Source organism: Yersinia sp. Marseille-Q5920, assembly GCF_946902935.1.
Taxonomy (GTDB): domain Bacteria; phylum Pseudomonadota; class Gammaproteobacteria; order Enterobacterales; family Enterobacteriaceae; genus Yersinia; species Yersinia rochesterensis.
Map to the genome: position 1 here is coordinate 103,680 of NZ_CAMPQA010000002.1, position 13,458 is coordinate 117,137.

The following is a 13,458-nucleotide window of genomic DNA, read 5'->3' on the forward strand; positions in this document are numbered from 1 at the left end:
ATTTACCAACTGGCTAATATCCATAAAGAAACGCTGACCGCAATGACAAAAATGGATAGATCCATTAATATTGGATGCCAGATATCACCAGAGTAGATCCAATTCCGCAGCACATGATGGATCAATAGCCATAGCACCAAACCGAGTATAACTGCCTTGAATATTGGTGGGAAATAGATAGACGCACCTAATACCAAATCTGATAAGGGTGCCTTTGCGGATAATATTGATACATACATAAGGTTAATCCTTAAGTGGTAATTTAAGTAAATTCATAAATATTTTTAAAGGATTTTCCGTATTTATTGCTATTGTCCTAGCATCGACGGTATATATACATTTGTGTTTTTAATGTTAATTACTCAAAATAGACTGGACTCTGGTAGTTATGCTAGCACGCTAAATAAAAGGAGGGGCAATTGGAATCGACATTAGGATCTGATTTAGCACGATTAGTTCGCGTTTGGCGCGCACTGATCGACCATCGGTTAAAACCGTTGGAACTGACCCAAACGCATTGGGTTACCTTGCATAACATTAATCGTTTACCACCTGAGCAATCACAGATTCAACTGGCAAAAGCGATTGGTATCGAACAACCATCATTAGTTAGAACCTTAGATCAACTGGAGGAGAAAGGTCTAATTACACGCCATACTTGTGCAAATGATCGGCGTGCAAAGAGGATAAAACTGACGGAACAGTCTTCACCGATAATAGAGCAGGTTGATGGAGTCATACGTTCCACCCGCAAAGAAATTCTTGGGGGGATCTCAGCAGATGAAGTTGAAGTATTATCTGGCTTGATTGATAAGCTCGAGAGAAACATTATTCAATTACAAAGTAAGTAAAATAAAGCGTTACGACTCTATTCACAGCAGAAAGAAAATTTTTAGCCGTAAAAATAAGCCAGAGATCGTTATGATCTCTGGCTTTTATCGATGACATCACGCGTGTGCTGTTATTAATGCACTGTTACTGATGTATTGTCGCATGCGGTATTAATTAACGCGGGCTAACAGTGACGGTGCTACCACTGCTGGCGAGCATAACGCGCTGGCCAACGCTAAAGCGGGTTGGGCCTTGTTTCTGAACCACCAGAATGGTTGTGCCATCATCTTTACGCACTTCAAGTTGCACGCCGTCAGTACGGTTCATTGCACCCTGAACACCTTGTCCTGCCATACCACCGGCCACTGCGCCCGCTGCGGTCGCCAGGCTACGTCCGGTACCGCCACCCACAGTATTCCCCAGGAAACCACCCAGAACAGCACCACCGATAGCGCCCATAACATTGTTGTCATCGCCGCCTTGGATGGTGACCGGACGAACGGAAAGCAATGTGCCGTAAGTCACCGTCTGTACTTGTTTGGCTTGTGATGCACTAAAAACGTCACCAGACAAGGTGCTGTTGTTGGCACAACCGGTTAGAGTTACCGCAGCAATAGCGATGGCGATTAATGGCTTGATCATAAAAACTCCTATTAAAATGCATAACCGTATTAGGGTTCAGTATGTCTGGTATATCCAAATCCAGCCTATTGACGGCCTAGTATTTGCATAAAGTATGGCTTACCCCAGTATTTATTTCACTACTTAACTTATTTTTGATGGTCGTTTAAGTTTTCGACCACATTAATGGATCCGCAGCTTAGCGGGTGATAGCTCAACCAATATTAAACGGCGGTTTAACTTTCTTAAAGTCAGAAATATCATGCTGTAAACGAAAATGTCAGCATCAATAACTTTTATGTGACTCTTCCTGCAAATAAAAAACCTTCTTTAGACATGCCCCTATGGCGGTATACACTTAAAAAAGTATATCTTTTCATGGTGTTAATTTTATTATTCTGACTTAGCCGGCGCAAAGTCTTGTTGCTATTTTGTCCCTCAATGGGAAATAAGGTCATTGCTATGAAATCAGGCCGTTTTATTGGAGTTATGTCAGGAACCAGTCTGGATGGTGTTGACGTCGTGCTGGCCGCCATTGATGAGCGCATGGTGGCTCAGCAGGCCAGTTATTGCCACCCGATGCCGCTACAGCTGAAGAACGACATTCTTGGCATGTGCCAGGGGCAGTCGACCACACTATCCGCAGTGGGTAAGCTCGATGCCCAATTGGGGATGTTATTTGCCGAAGCCGTGTTGGCGCTATTGGCCAAAGAGGGGTTGACGGGGCAAGATATCACCGCCATTGGCTGTCACGGGCAAACAGTATGGCATGAGCCGCTGGGAGAGCCGGCCTTTACCCTGCAATTAGGTGATAACAACCGTATTGCTGCCATGACAAAAATTGCCACTGTCGGGGACTTTCGTCGCCGGGATATGGCCTATGGCGGGCAGGGCGCACCTCTGGTTCCGGCCTTCCACCATGCATTGTTAGCCCATTCCACTGAGCGGCGGATGGTGTTGAACATTGGCGGCATTGCGAATTTATCTCTGCTATTACCTGATTCGCCGGTGCGCGGTTTTGATACCGGGCCTGGGAATATGCTGATGGATAGCTGGATTTGGCGCAATCGCTCCTTACCTTATGACAAAGACGCCGCTTGGGCCCAGTCAGGGCGGGTTAATCAGCCACTCCTGAAACTAATGTTCAGTGATCCCTACTTTGCCAAACCCGCGCCGAAAAGCACCGGGCGCGAATATTTCAATGCAGGATGGTTGGATGAGCAATTGACTAAAATTCCGGGCATAAAACCTGAGGATATTCAGGCGACATTAGCGGAGCTAACCGCACTGTCTATTGCTGAGCAAGTGCAGTTAGCCGGAGGCTGTGAGCGGTTATTGGTCTGCGGGGGCGGGGCGCGCAACCCATTAGTCATGTCGCGGATGTCAACCTTGCTGCCGGGTACTGAAGTGTGTGTCACCGATGATTTTGGCGTCAGTGGCGATGATATGGAAGCATTGGCCTTCGCCTGGCTGGCATTCCGAACTTTATCCGGTAAATCGGGCAATTTGCCCTCGGTGACCGGCGCCAGTTGTGAGACCATTTTAGGAGCTGTCTATCCTGTATCCTTACGATGACAGTGTTAAGCTGCCCTAGGTTACGCTGGTTTATTCACGCAATAAGGACGGCAAAATGAAATATTTAATGGGCACGACAACCATCTTCGGCGCTGTGGCCGTATTGATGCTGGCGGGGTGCAGTTTGGTAGAACCCACGAAGAGCGAAACCTTGCATTATCAATGTGGCACCACCAAGCTGAAAGTGTTGCAAGACAATAAACAAGATAAAGTCAGCTTTGTTTTAGATGGTGAACAACTGACCTTGCCACAAGTGCGCGCGGCGTCTGGTGCCAAATACAGTGATGGTCACTATACTTTCTGGTCGAAAGGGAATACGGCTTTTGTTGAGCGTGACGAAAAAGTCATTATCAATGACTGCGTATTGATAAAATAAATACTTTGATCAAGTAATCAGGCTGTTGCTGGCTCAAGGTGATTGTGATTCTGCTGCTGCAAGGGCAGAATAATAATCACTGCTTTCCTGTGCATGATCGAGCTTACATGACTGACAAGAATGAATTTGATGTGGCAGACTCGCGCCGTGAATATATTCGCGGTGGTCTACGCCGTAGCGATTTAACCGAAAATCCATTGGAGTTGTTTGAGCGCTGGCTCAAACAGGCCTGTGATGCACGCTTGCCTGACCCGACGGCCATGTGCGTGGCCACCGTCGATGCGAATGGTCAGCCTTATCAGCGGATTGTGCTGTTGAAGCATTATGACGATCAGGGTTTGGTGTTTTATACCAACTTAGGCAGTCGCAAAGCGCAGCAATTAGCTGAAAATCCGCATATCAGTTTATTATTCCCCTGGCATATGCTCGACCGACAAGTCATTTTCCTTGGTAAAGCAGAGCGCCTTTCCACCCTCGAAGTGTTGAAATACTTCAGTTCCCGTCCGAAAGACAGCCAGATTGGCGCTTGGGTATCCCAGCAATCTTCACGAATTTCTGCCCGAGGGGTGCTGGAAAGTAAATTTTTCGAGCTAAAGCAAAAATTCCAGCAAGGTGATGTGCCGCTGCCCAGTTTTTGGGGCGGGTTCCGCGTTAAATTCGACTCAGTCGAATTCTGGCAAGGCGGCGAACACCGGTTGCATGACCGTTTTATCTATCAACGGGATGCAAATGCATGGGAAATTGACCGTTTAGCGCCCTGAGAATGATGAAATTCTGGCGCTCGTGCGGCGGGCGCTTTATTCTATGCCTTTCCTTTAGCACCCTTCGTAAAAGACAAATTTTTGTAAAAACAATTTTTGTGAAAAACAATGGAGTCGTTGATGACCAGCAGCAACCTGATTAAACAATTGCAAGAGCGGGGCCTCGTTGCCCAGGTTACGGATGAAGACGCGTTAGCAGAGAGACTGGCGCAAGGGCCAATTTCACTGTATTGCGGGTTTGATCCGACCGCAGACAGCTTGCATTTGGGTCATCTGGTTCCGTTGTTATGCTTAAAGCGCTTCCAACTGGCGGGGCATCGCCCGGTCGCTTTAGTCGGTGGTGCCACCGGTATGATTGGTGACCCAAGCTTCAAAGCCAGCGAACGTAAACTGAATACTGAAGATACGGTGAATGAGTGGGTGGAGAAAATTCGCCGGCAAGTGTCACCATTCCTGGATTTTGAATGTGGTGAAAACAGCGCTATTGCCGCCAACAACTATGATTGGTTTGGTGGCATGAATGTGCTGACTTTCCTGCGTGATATCGGTAAACACTTCTCTGTTAATCAGATGATTAATAAAGAAGCCGTTAAACAGCGCTTGAATCGTGACGACAGCGGTATTTCATTTACTGAGTTTTCCTACAATTTGCTGCAAGCTTATGATTTTGCTTGCCTGAATAAAGCGCACGGTGTGGCGCTGCAAATTGGGGGTTCTGACCAATGGGGTAACATTACCTCGGGTATCGATTTGACTCGCCGCCTTCACCAGCAGCAGGTTTATGGTCTGACCGTCCCATTGATCACCAAAGCAGATGGCACCAAATTCGGTAAAACTGAAGGTGGCGCGGTATGGCTTGATCCGCAGAAAACCAGCCCTTACAAATTCTACCAGTTCTGGATCAATACCGCAGATGCTGACGTTTATCGCTTCCTGAAGTTCTTTACTTTCATGAGTTTGGAAGAGATTAATGCGTTGGAAGAAGAAGATAAAAATAGCGGCAAAGCCCCGCGCGCTCAGTATGTGTTGGCAGAAAATGTCACGGGCATGGTGCATGGCGAAGAGGGGCTGGCGGCGGCTAAACGTATCACCGCAAGTTTGTTCTCCGGTGATTTAAACCAGATGACAGAAGCTGACTTTGCTCAGTTGGCGCAAGATGGCATGCCGACCATTGAACTGACCCGTGATGCTGATTTGCAGCAAGCGTTGGTCAATGCGGAGTTGGTTCCGTCCCGCGGTCAAGCGCGCGCCATGATTAACTCTAATGCCGTGGCTATCAATGGTGAGAAACAATCCGATCCGGAATACACGTTCACGGATAGCGATCGTCTATTTGGGCGCTATACCTTATTGCGCCGTGGCAAAAAACATTATTGCCTGATTAGCTGGCTGTAAGAGTAAAAGAAAATAAGGGGCAAGTGTGTTCCTTATTTTTTTGCTGATGGTTTATTCACTTTAGGCCGTACCAATGAAAAATATACTTTCAATTCAGTCTCATGTTGTTTTCGGCCATGCGGGTAATAGTGCGGCTGAGTTTCCTATGCGCCGGATGGGTGTTAATGTCTGGCCTCTGAATACTGTCCAGTTTTCGAATCATACTCAATATGGTCACTGGACGGGATGTGTCATGCCAGCCAGCCATCTGACTGAAATTGTTCAAGGTATTGCCGATATTGATCGGCTGAAAGATTGTGATGCCGTATTGAGTGGTTACATTGGTTCACCGGAACAAGGCGGCCATATCTTGGCGGCCGTTGCGCGCGTCAAGCAGGCCAATCCTAATGCCTGGTATTTTTGTGACCCGGTCATGGGACATCCTGAAAAAGGCTGTATTGTCGCACCGGGTGTAGCAGAGTTTTTCTGCCAAGAGGCATTACCTGCCAGCGACATTATTGCGCCTAATCTGCTCGAACTGGAGCAACTCAGTGGTGCGCGAGTCGAAAATGTCGAACAAGCTGTTAAGGTCGCCCGTGACCTTTGTGTTAAAGGGCCGAAAGTTGTTTTGGTCAAGCATTTGAGCCGCGCCGGCTATAACCTGGACTGTTTTGAAATGTTATTAGTGACCGCTGATGATGCCTGGCACATTAGCCGCCCGCTGGTGGATTTTGGTACACGCCAGCCAGTCGGTGTGGGTGATTTGACGAGCGGATTATTGCTGGTCAATTTGCTCAAAGGCGAACCATTGGATAAAGCGCTTGAGCATGTGACTGCCGCAGTCTATGAAGTGATGCTGAAAACTCAGGAGATGGGTGAGTATGAACTTCAGGTGGTTGCGGCGCAGGATGCGATTGTTAATCCTGGCTGCCAATTCACGGCGACGAAATTATAATCTGTTGCTAAAGTGCCCCTTAATCAGGGGCACTTTAATCCCGCTAATGACTTATTTCTTTATATCTTTTCTGCTGCCAAGGCTTCTTTTACTGCCGGGCGGCCAGCTACCCGCGCCATATATTTGTCTAAATGGCTGCGCTGCTTAATATCAAGCTTCAGTGCATTCGCCCAACGGGTGACCGTAAATAGATAGGCGTCGGCTACACTGAATTTTGAGCCTAACAGATAATCATGTTTTGCTAATTCGCTATCGACGTAGCTGAATTGTTTATCCAGCCGCTCACGAGCAATCGCTTTATATTCATCGGGTGTTTTCGGGTTAAACAGTGGGCTGAAGCCTTTATGTAATTCAGTCGCCACGAAATTTAACCACTCAATGGCGTGATAGCGAGAAAGGGTGCCTGATGGTGCAATTAGCTGACGATCGGGCACGATGTCTGCCAGATATTGCACGATAGCCACACCTTCGGTGAGTAGGCTTCCGTCATCCAGTAACAGAGCAGGAACTTGTCCTTTTGGATTGATGCGCAAATAGTCTTCACCCGTTTCAGTTTTTTTAGTCGCCAGATCGACGCTTTCAATACTGAAATCTAGCCCCGCTTCACGTAATACAATATGGGGGGACAAAGAACAGGCACCGGGTTTATAGAACAATTTCATCACAGACTCCTTAATAGCGAACTGAAAGATAAAAGCTTCTATTAATCCTAAGGCAGGGAGGTAAAAAATGCAGCTAGTACAATGTAATATAATTATGCGGGAAGTAAGAAATTGACCTACAGCAGTGAATTTCCGCCACTGTAGGCCATCCATGACAGTTATTTTCTGTCAGTGGACGAGTTGTTACCGTGGTGGACGTGTGCTGATAGAGGCTGACCAGCTAAAGGTGGTTGTGCTTGGTGCTGTTTTTTTGGTTTTTCTTTCTACGCGGGTTAACTTGGCGATTTGTTCTCGGGCGTTCATGATTTTTTCTATTGCTTCGTCTTTGACTTTATTTTGTTCTGAATTGGTTAGTGCCCTTCCTAAATTTATCCTGGCTTTATCGAGTTGCGTTTTGACATCGCGTTGCTCACTTTCGGTCATTTCTTTTAATGTCAGCTTTTTCATTTTTTTTGCCTTGTTTGCATCAGTCACACACAGTGTACAACCTTATTCTGTGCGGGGATGTAAGAGATTGCGATCCAGGCGACATTAATCACCATAAAAGCCTGTTAACGACTTTAAAAAAAACCATTTAAGGGCTGTTCACTGAGACATTGCCTGGAGAGCGACGCGTTGCCACCAGTGACAGTGTCACAGAATTCAGTTGTTACTGTCATCAGTTATTGCCGCTATCAATGATTACAGCAGGCGCGAACCATAACCCCACAATAAGACAGTGAGGCCCAGAAGTAACTCTAACACCAGCACCCCGATGGCAAAGGTCGAGCCGGAGAAAATAAAACCTTCTTGCCGGTCAATGTTCAGGAAAGTGGGGATCCCCAGATACATCAGATAACCGGCATAACAAAGTGCAATCACCCCGACCAATAAGCACAACCAGATGATTGGGTAGAGGGCAACTACACCCGCCAAAAACATCGGTGTGGCGGCATATCCAGCGAACAGAGTACAATTTTGCCAACTCGGTCGGCTTTCATAACGGCGGGCCATCCAGTAAATGACCCGGCCCATCAGTGCCACGGCGGCCAGAATCAGCACATAGAAAATCACAGCAGAATAGAGCGCGGTTAGCGGGGTTAGTTTTATGCTCTGGCCGTCACCAAAGCTCCAACCGACTTGCGTGGTGCCGATAAATGCGCAAATCACCGGGATAGCCGCCATCAGGAGAATGTGATGAGCATACATGTGGCGTACGCTTTCGCCCTCACGTTTGATTTGCTGTAATTCCTGACCGGGATGGGTCATAAGTCCCCAAACATGGTTGATCATAAATCACCTCATTATCACCGACTACAGTAAGCTTCTCGGGGTTAATGCACCTCGAACACTTTAAAGTGTAGTTTATTTTTTGTACAAAAGAGGGGCGTTATTCACATTGGCTGTGGTGATAATGGAGATATCAATTGAGTAAATGTTTAAGATTAAACCGTGACATTAATTAATGCGTTAATTACCGGAGCCGCTATGAGTATTCAGGGAAATGATAATCGAATCGATAATATAGAGTTTGCTGTCAGTGATATTGCCCGTTCGAAAGACTTCTACGGGGCGGTTTTTCAGTGGCGGTTTACGGATTACGGGCCGAGCTATTGTGAATTTACTGATGGTCGATTGACCGGGGGTTTTACTTTGGGCGAGGTTAAGCCCAATGGTGGGCCACTTGTCATTCTCTATGCTGATGATTTAGCACAGACGCAAAAACGTCTGGAACAGGCGGGTGCCAAGATTGTTATTCCGGTATTTGCTTTCCCCGGTGGGCGGCGTTTCCACTTTACCGATCCAGACGGCTATCAGTTGGCGGTATGGTCAAATAACTGACCGCCCGCGGATGTTAAACAAAAAAACGCTCCCGAAGGAGCGCTTTTAACCAACCAGCAGATTAAACGGCTGTGGCGGACGGTGCTTTGTTGCTGTCACTCGGTGCTAATGTCATGCGATATAATTTTGGTGCAGTCAGCATCATCAGAACCGCGATGATAGCAGTTACAATACCAATCTGCATAAACACATGGCTATAGATGGCCAGTGATGCATGGGCGTCAGTGATATCACTTGGCACAGCGGTCAATGCGGCAACTTTACCGGCGATCATCGCGGCAGCCGCGGTGGTCAGGAACCATGACCCCATGATGAAGCCCATAAGGCGCTGCGGCACTAATTGCGCCACCATTGCCAGACCCAGGCCAGAAATCATCAGTTCACCAATACTTTGCAATGCATAGCTGAGGATTAACCAATTGACAGAGACAATACCGTGTTCGTTAGCTAAGCTTGCGCCCCATGGCAGTACCAGGAAGGCGGCGGAGCAGAGCACCATGCCGAAGGCAAATTTGTGCGGCATGGGCAGGCTATCGCCCATTTTGTTATAGATTGCGGCCAGTATTGGGCTGGCAACCATAATCCAGAATGGGTTCAAAGCTTGAAATTGTTCCGGCTCGAAGTTAATCCCCAAGATGGAGTGTTCAACGTTATGAATGGCGAAGAAATTCAGTGATGTTGGCATTTGGCTGTACAACACAAAGAACACCACCGCTTCCAGCATCAACAGGAATGCCACAATCATTCTACGGCGCGCGATGCCGTGCAGTGAAAATGTCTCTTTGGCAAAAATACAGATGATGCCGAGAGACACCAGCGCCAGCGCCCAGCGGGCAACTATTTGGTTATGCAGCAGCCAACTGGACAGCGCAATCAGCGCTACCACGCCGACCAGTACCATCAGCAGCTTTTTAAATTGCAACGGCGCGAAGTCAGGTTTAGAACCTTGATTTTTCACCCATTTACGGCAGAACCAGAAGTTCACCAGAGTGATTAGCATCCCAATAACACTCAGTGAAAATGCGACGCTCCAGCCATATTTCACTGCCAACCATGGGGTTGCCATCATAGAGAAGAACGAACCTATGTTAATGGACATATAGTACATGGTGAATGCACCGTCCAAACGCGGGTCGTCTTTGTTATAGCAGGTTGACAGCAAGGAGGATGGGTTGGCTTTGAATAAACCATTACCAACAGCAATGGTTGCCATGCCCAGATAGACCCAGAAAATATCATGGCCGGAGTAGGCTATCATGGAATACCCCACCGCCAGCACCAGCGCACCCAGCACGATAACGCGTTTCGCACCGAGAACTTTATCCCCTAACCAACCACCAATGGCAACGAAGCCATAGACCAGGGCGCTGAAAGAGGAGAATAAGGTTATCGAATCGGCTTCGCTCATCCCGAGCATTTTTACCAGATAAACGGCCATGATCCCTTGCAGGCCGTAATAACCAAAACGTTCCCAAAGTTCTATAGAGAAGATCAGATAAAACGCTTTCGGTTGCTTGAAAGCATTCAAACTGATTTCGGGTTGACTGCCGTTTGGTGGCTGTTGGCTATCTTTTGGTTGTTGATGGTTGTTTGCTGTTGACACGGAAACCCCTGTTTTCACTACCTGACATAGATATAAATGACAGAAAAGACAAAAGTGAATGCGCGAGATGGCATCCTTTTGCGTTGTTATAAGATGTTTAGCGGCGGTTAATGTTCACTATCTTTGTCAACGAGACAAGGGTTTTGCAATGTTCTGTTACATTTATCCCAGTCAGCGCGATGCAGCTATGTTGCAAATGTTATGCAGAATTAACGTTTATGTTTTAGCTCTTTGGCGATTTTTTGTTTTGATTAAAAGCTGAACTGATTTTATTCAGGCATATATTCTGCTATTTACCCACTTCATGGTTCATATCGTTAAATGTATGTGAATAGCCAAATCAATATTGTGCTTATAATGAAAAGTCTGAAATTATCCAAAATTAGGTTAAATGTTAATCAGGCAAGTTCTTGAGTCGAGCAGCAAACTGAGTGCTGGATCCCAGAGTTATGTAAATTTTTGGTCTAAAAAACGGCAGTGCGGCAAAACACCGGATGGAAGCACGATGGTATACTGCATCGAATCATGAAAATCTGAGATTTTGTATGGATATCAAACAGCTTATCTATCTGTGTAATTTGGAGCGCGAACGGCACTTTGGTCGTGCAGCAGAAGCCAGCTTTGTCAGCCAGCCAACTTTGTCAATGCGCTTGAAAAATCTGGAGCGGGAGCTGGGTGTGCCACTGATAAACCGTGGCAATAATTTTGAAGGATTTACTGCTGAAGGTGAGCGAGTTTTAGCCTGGGCGAGAGAAATTGTCTCTGTCTATCAAGGATTAAAGCTGGAGGTGGAATCACTTAAGCACGGTCTGAATGGCACGCTACGGATTGGTATAGTGCCGCAATGCAGCATTTCATTGGCGCAATTGCTGAAAAGTGCCAGTGAGCGCTACCCCCATCTGGACTATCGGGTCTCAGTGTTAAGTGCTGATCAACTGCTGGAAGCCCTGACGGGGCACTCGGTTGATGTGGGAATCGGTTTTTTCGAACTGAGCACTTTGAATGAACTGCATTTTCAAGCTCAACCGCTCATTGATGGTGGGGTTGAGTTGCTATTCCACCCGGAACATTTCCCTGAATTGATTGGCACTGAGCCGCTAACACTTTCCCAGGTAGCCGCATTGCCACTTTGTTTGGCGGAGCCGAGCCGCTATTTCCGCCGCTATCTGGATAATAATTTTCGCGATGCAGAGCTGTCATTACATATTCGGCTGGAAAGCACCTCTATCTTCCAATTGCTACAAGGGATTTTTGTCGGCTTGGGCTGTGGTTTATTCCCGCAAGGCAGTTTGCTGGAAGAAATGTCCCCAGCGTTACAGCGCAGGTCGGTGGATATTCCTAAGATGAACCGCCATGCTGCGGTGGTGGTAGCTGAGCCAGGGCGGGTGACACCGCTGGCCCAGCACTTCTTTGATGTTGCCCAAGAATGGCTCATTATCCACCGAGAATAATGGTAGCAACGGGGCTTGAGTCAAACAGTTTGCCCCAGTGTATGGCGTAGGCGGTTGGCCCAGCCCGCCGAGGCAATACAAAAAATAATACTGAGTAGCTGTTTATCACTGAGACCCAAGGCCAGCAACGGGCTAATATGCTGGTGGCTAAAGCGCTCCGGGGCGCGGGTCAGCTCGGCCGTAACAGAGATAAGCTGATGAGTCATTTGTTTATTGGGCTGGGCGGCTAATGCACTGTCAATCAAAGCCGAATTAATCCCCATCTGTAGCGCGGTTAATAATGAGTTATTTCCGGGCAGTTGTTGCAAATTATGCTGATGCCGGGTTTGGCAATAGAGGCTGCCGTTGATTCGGGCACTGACCAGCGAGACTAATTCCTGCCAGTCAGATTCGCTGGTCGGTGAAAAGGGAACTCGCGCTGGGTTATCTAACTGCGCGGTAATCGCGTTATAGGCTGACAAGCTCTCTTGATGGTACGCGAGTAACGTATTGAGTGTGACCTCAATATTCACCGGCGACGCTTCTGTTGCAATAAATTCATTTTCCGCCAGTGAGGGCAGCCAACCTTGCCATTGTGGCTGATTTTCGGGTAACAGGATTGATGCGGCATCTTCCATTCGTGGGAAGCCGGGCAGCATGACGGTCGGATAACCCGCTTGAGCAGAAAAGCCGGCGACCACTCTGGCTTGGAAGCCGATAAAGCCGATTATCTGCGATAAAACAATAATGTCTGCATTCGTCAGTCCCACCTCAGCCAATTGCTGTAGCGCATGTCGATCAATCAAGGTCGGCTGGCTGGCGAGTTGGCGTGCATATTGGGTGATTTGTGTGAGCCGTATATTACTTTCCCGCGAGGCATCCGGGCTGGAAAGGGGGGTGAGGCGGGCGGCATAGTGACTGCATAATCGTTGCACCCCGGTAACCTGCGCGACAGTCAAGGCGCTACTTAACCGGTCATACAGAGAAAATGTATTTTCGTGGTCTAACTCAACAATTGGAGGGAAAAGCGCCTGATACATGGCATCTGAGGCAGATAAAATCGCGGCATGATGTTGTAAGATATCGCCTAAAGGGGTGGGAATATCATTGGCTAAGCCAAGCAGGAAGACACCTTGTTCAATGAGGTTTTCGCCATGATAGGGATTGCTGATGTTACCGCTATTCGCCGTGTCATTTTCATCGGCAATTTGTGCTGTAAGAGCCCGACCACTGCGCTGAGTTTCATGATACCAATGAGCATTATCTTGCCGTCTAAATTGCACCATAGTGACCTCCGTTAGGGGCAGCAACGCGCCAAAGTTAAAGGTAAATGTGGGTGACACGCCGCAGCCCCCTGTGACGGGTGCGGATGAATAATGAACAGGGCGAGTCGCGGGGTATCTGGCTGGGTGCTATGCAAGGTAGGAGGATTCAACATCGGCGAAATAT

Annotated in this window: 15 protein-coding genes; 8 read left to right on the top strand and 7 right to left on the bottom strand. The window is 47.6% G+C overall.

Going from position 1 to position 13,458, the window contains the following annotated elements; genetic code table 11:
* Positions 1 to 2 precede the first annotated feature (2 nt).
* Positions 3 to 239, bottom strand: coding sequence for a DUF1656 domain-containing protein (locus tag OVO64_RS03160; protein ID WP_032819688.1), 237 nt, complete (start codon positions 237 to 239; stop codon positions 3 to 5).
* Between the two features lie 180 nt (positions 240 to 419).
* Between OVO64_RS03160 and rovA the strand changes: the two genes are divergently transcribed.
* Complete coding sequence (gene rovA, locus OVO64_RS03165) at positions 420 to 851, top strand: virulence master transcriptional regulator RovA (RefSeq protein WP_038632673.1); 432 nt, start codon at positions 420 to 422, stop codon at positions 849 to 851.
* Positions 852 to 1,005: 154 nt separating this feature from the next.
* On the opposite strand, the gene OVO64_RS03170 is transcribed toward rovA, so the two are convergent.
* The gene (locus tag OVO64_RS03170) at positions 1,006 to 1,473 is read right to left on the bottom strand and encodes a glycine zipper 2TM domain-containing protein (protein WP_038632675.1); all 468 of its coding nucleotides are present in this window, start codon (positions 1,471 to 1,473) and stop codon (positions 1,006 to 1,008) included.
* A 441-nt stretch (positions 1,474 to 1,914) separates the two neighbouring features.
* Here OVO64_RS03170 and anmK point away from each other — a divergent pair, with 441 nt between their 5' ends.
* From anmK to pdxY, 5 genes are all read left to right on the top strand, one after another.
* Complete coding sequence (anmK, locus tag OVO64_RS03175) at positions 1,915 to 3,027, top strand: anhydro-N-acetylmuramic acid kinase (RefSeq protein WP_120011273.1); 1,113 nt, start codon at positions 1,915 to 1,917, stop codon at positions 3,025 to 3,027.
* Between the two features lie 55 nt (positions 3,028 to 3,082).
* Complete coding sequence (locus OVO64_RS03180; RefSeq protein WP_038632679.1) at positions 3,083 to 3,403, top strand: MliC family protein; 321 nt, start codon at positions 3,083 to 3,085, stop codon at positions 3,401 to 3,403.
* Positions 3,404 to 3,510: 107 nt separating this feature from the next.
* Positions 3,511 to 4,164, top strand: a complete 654-nt coding sequence (gene pdxH / locus OVO64_RS03185; protein ID WP_050291723.1) for a pyridoxamine 5'-phosphate oxidase — start codon at positions 3,511 to 3,513, stop codon at positions 4,162 to 4,164.
* Between the two features lie 120 nt (positions 4,165 to 4,284).
* Positions 4,285 to 5,559: a tyrosine--tRNA ligase gene (gene tyrS, locus OVO64_RS03190; protein WP_050291684.1), complete on the top strand. Its 1,275-nt coding sequence runs from the start codon at positions 4,285 to 4,287 to the stop codon at positions 5,557 to 5,559.
* Positions 5,560 to 5,632: 73 nt separating this feature from the next.
* Positions 5,633 to 6,493 (top strand): pyridoxal kinase PdxY, encoded by an 861-nt coding sequence (gene pdxY / locus OVO64_RS03195; RefSeq protein ID WP_038632683.1) that lies wholly within the window; start codon positions 5,633 to 5,635, stop codon positions 6,491 to 6,493.
* 59 nt (positions 6,494 to 6,552) lie between these two features.
* Here the strand turns inward: pdxY and gstA are convergent, their stop codons facing one another.
* From gstA to OVO64_RS03210, 3 genes are all read right to left on the bottom strand, one after another.
* Entirely contained in the window at positions 6,553 to 7,155 is a 603-nt protein-coding gene (gene gstA, locus OVO64_RS03200; RefSeq protein WP_038632685.1) for a glutathione transferase GstA, read from the bottom strand.
* 183 nt (positions 7,156 to 7,338) lie between these two features.
* Positions 7,339 to 7,602 (bottom strand): DUF3811 domain-containing protein, encoded by a 264-nt coding sequence (locus OVO64_RS03205; RefSeq protein ID WP_004706625.1) that lies wholly within the window; start codon positions 7,600 to 7,602, stop codon positions 7,339 to 7,341.
* Positions 7,603 to 7,836: 234 nt separating this feature from the next.
* Positions 7,837 to 8,427: a Yip1 family protein gene (locus OVO64_RS03210; protein WP_072082674.1), complete on the bottom strand. Its 591-nt coding sequence runs from the start codon at positions 8,425 to 8,427 to the stop codon at positions 7,837 to 7,839.
* Positions 8,428 to 8,622: 195 nt separating this feature from the next.
* On the opposite strand from OVO64_RS03210, the gene OVO64_RS03215 reads away from it, so the two are divergent.
* Positions 8,623 to 8,976 (top strand): VOC family protein, encoded by a 354-nt coding sequence (locus OVO64_RS03215; RefSeq protein WP_050291686.1) that lies wholly within the window; start codon positions 8,623 to 8,625, stop codon positions 8,974 to 8,976.
* 61 nt (positions 8,977 to 9,037) lie between these two features.
* Here OVO64_RS03215 and dtpA read toward each other — a convergent pair whose 3' ends face one another.
* Entirely contained in the window at positions 9,038 to 10,579 is a 1,542-nt protein-coding gene (dtpA, locus tag OVO64_RS03220) for a dipeptide/tripeptide permease DtpA (protein ID WP_038632689.1), read from the bottom strand.
* 545 nt (positions 10,580 to 11,124) lie between these two features.
* On the opposite strand from dtpA, the gene OVO64_RS03225 reads away from it, so the two are divergent.
* On the top strand, positions 11,125 to 12,030 hold the full coding sequence (locus tag OVO64_RS03225; protein WP_038632691.1) for a LysR family transcriptional regulator: 906 nt from the start codon (positions 11,125 to 11,127) through the stop codon (positions 12,028 to 12,030).
* 20 nt (positions 12,031 to 12,050) lie between these two features.
* Here the strand turns inward: OVO64_RS03225 and OVO64_RS03230 are convergent, their stop codons facing one another.
* Positions 12,051 to 13,295: a CMD domain-containing protein gene (locus tag OVO64_RS03230; RefSeq protein WP_145509548.1), complete on the bottom strand. Its 1,245-nt coding sequence runs from the start codon at positions 13,293 to 13,295 to the stop codon at positions 12,051 to 12,053.
* Positions 13,296 to 13,458 lie beyond the last annotated feature (163 nt).

Coding starts and splice junctions, on each gene's coding strand:
- OVO64_RS03160 (WP_032819688.1), bottom strand. CDS start 239: ATGTATGTATCAATATTATCCGCAAAGGCACCCTTATCAGATTTGGTA.
- OVO64_RS03170 (WP_038632675.1), bottom strand. CDS start 1,473: ATGATCAAGCCATTAATCGCCATCGCTATTGCTGCGGTAACTCTAACC.
- anmK (WP_120011273.1), top strand. CDS start 1,915: ATGAAATCAGGCCGTTTTATTGGAGTTATGTCAGGAACCAGTCTGGAT.
- OVO64_RS03180 (WP_038632679.1), top strand. CDS start 3,083: ATGAAATATTTAATGGGCACGACAACCATCTTCGGCGCTGTGGCCGTA.
- pdxH (WP_050291723.1), top strand. CDS start 3,511: ATGACTGACAAGAATGAATTTGATGTGGCAGACTCGCGCCGTGAATAT.
- tyrS (WP_050291684.1), top strand. CDS start 4,285: ATGACCAGCAGCAACCTGATTAAACAATTGCAAGAGCGGGGCCTCGTT.
- pdxY (WP_038632683.1), top strand. CDS start 5,633: ATGAAAAATATACTTTCAATTCAGTCTCATGTTGTTTTCGGCCATGCG.
- gstA (WP_038632685.1), bottom strand. CDS start 7,155: ATGAAATTGTTCTATAAACCCGGTGCCTGTTCTTTGTCCCCCCATATT.
- OVO64_RS03205 (WP_004706625.1), bottom strand. CDS start 7,602: ATGAAAAAGCTGACATTAAAAGAAATGACCGAAAGTGAGCAACGCGAT.
- OVO64_RS03210 (WP_072082674.1), bottom strand. CDS start 8,427: ATGATCAACCATGTTTGGGGACTTATGACCCATCCCGGTCAGGAATTA.
- OVO64_RS03215 (WP_050291686.1), top strand. CDS start 8,623: ATGAGTATTCAGGGAAATGATAATCGAATCGATAATATAGAGTTTGCT.
- OVO64_RS03225 (WP_038632691.1), top strand. CDS start 11,125: ATGGATATCAAACAGCTTATCTATCTGTGTAATTTGGAGCGCGAACGG.
- OVO64_RS03230 (WP_145509548.1), bottom strand. CDS start 13,295: ATGGTGCAATTTAGACGGCAAGATAATGCTCATTGGTATCATGAAACT.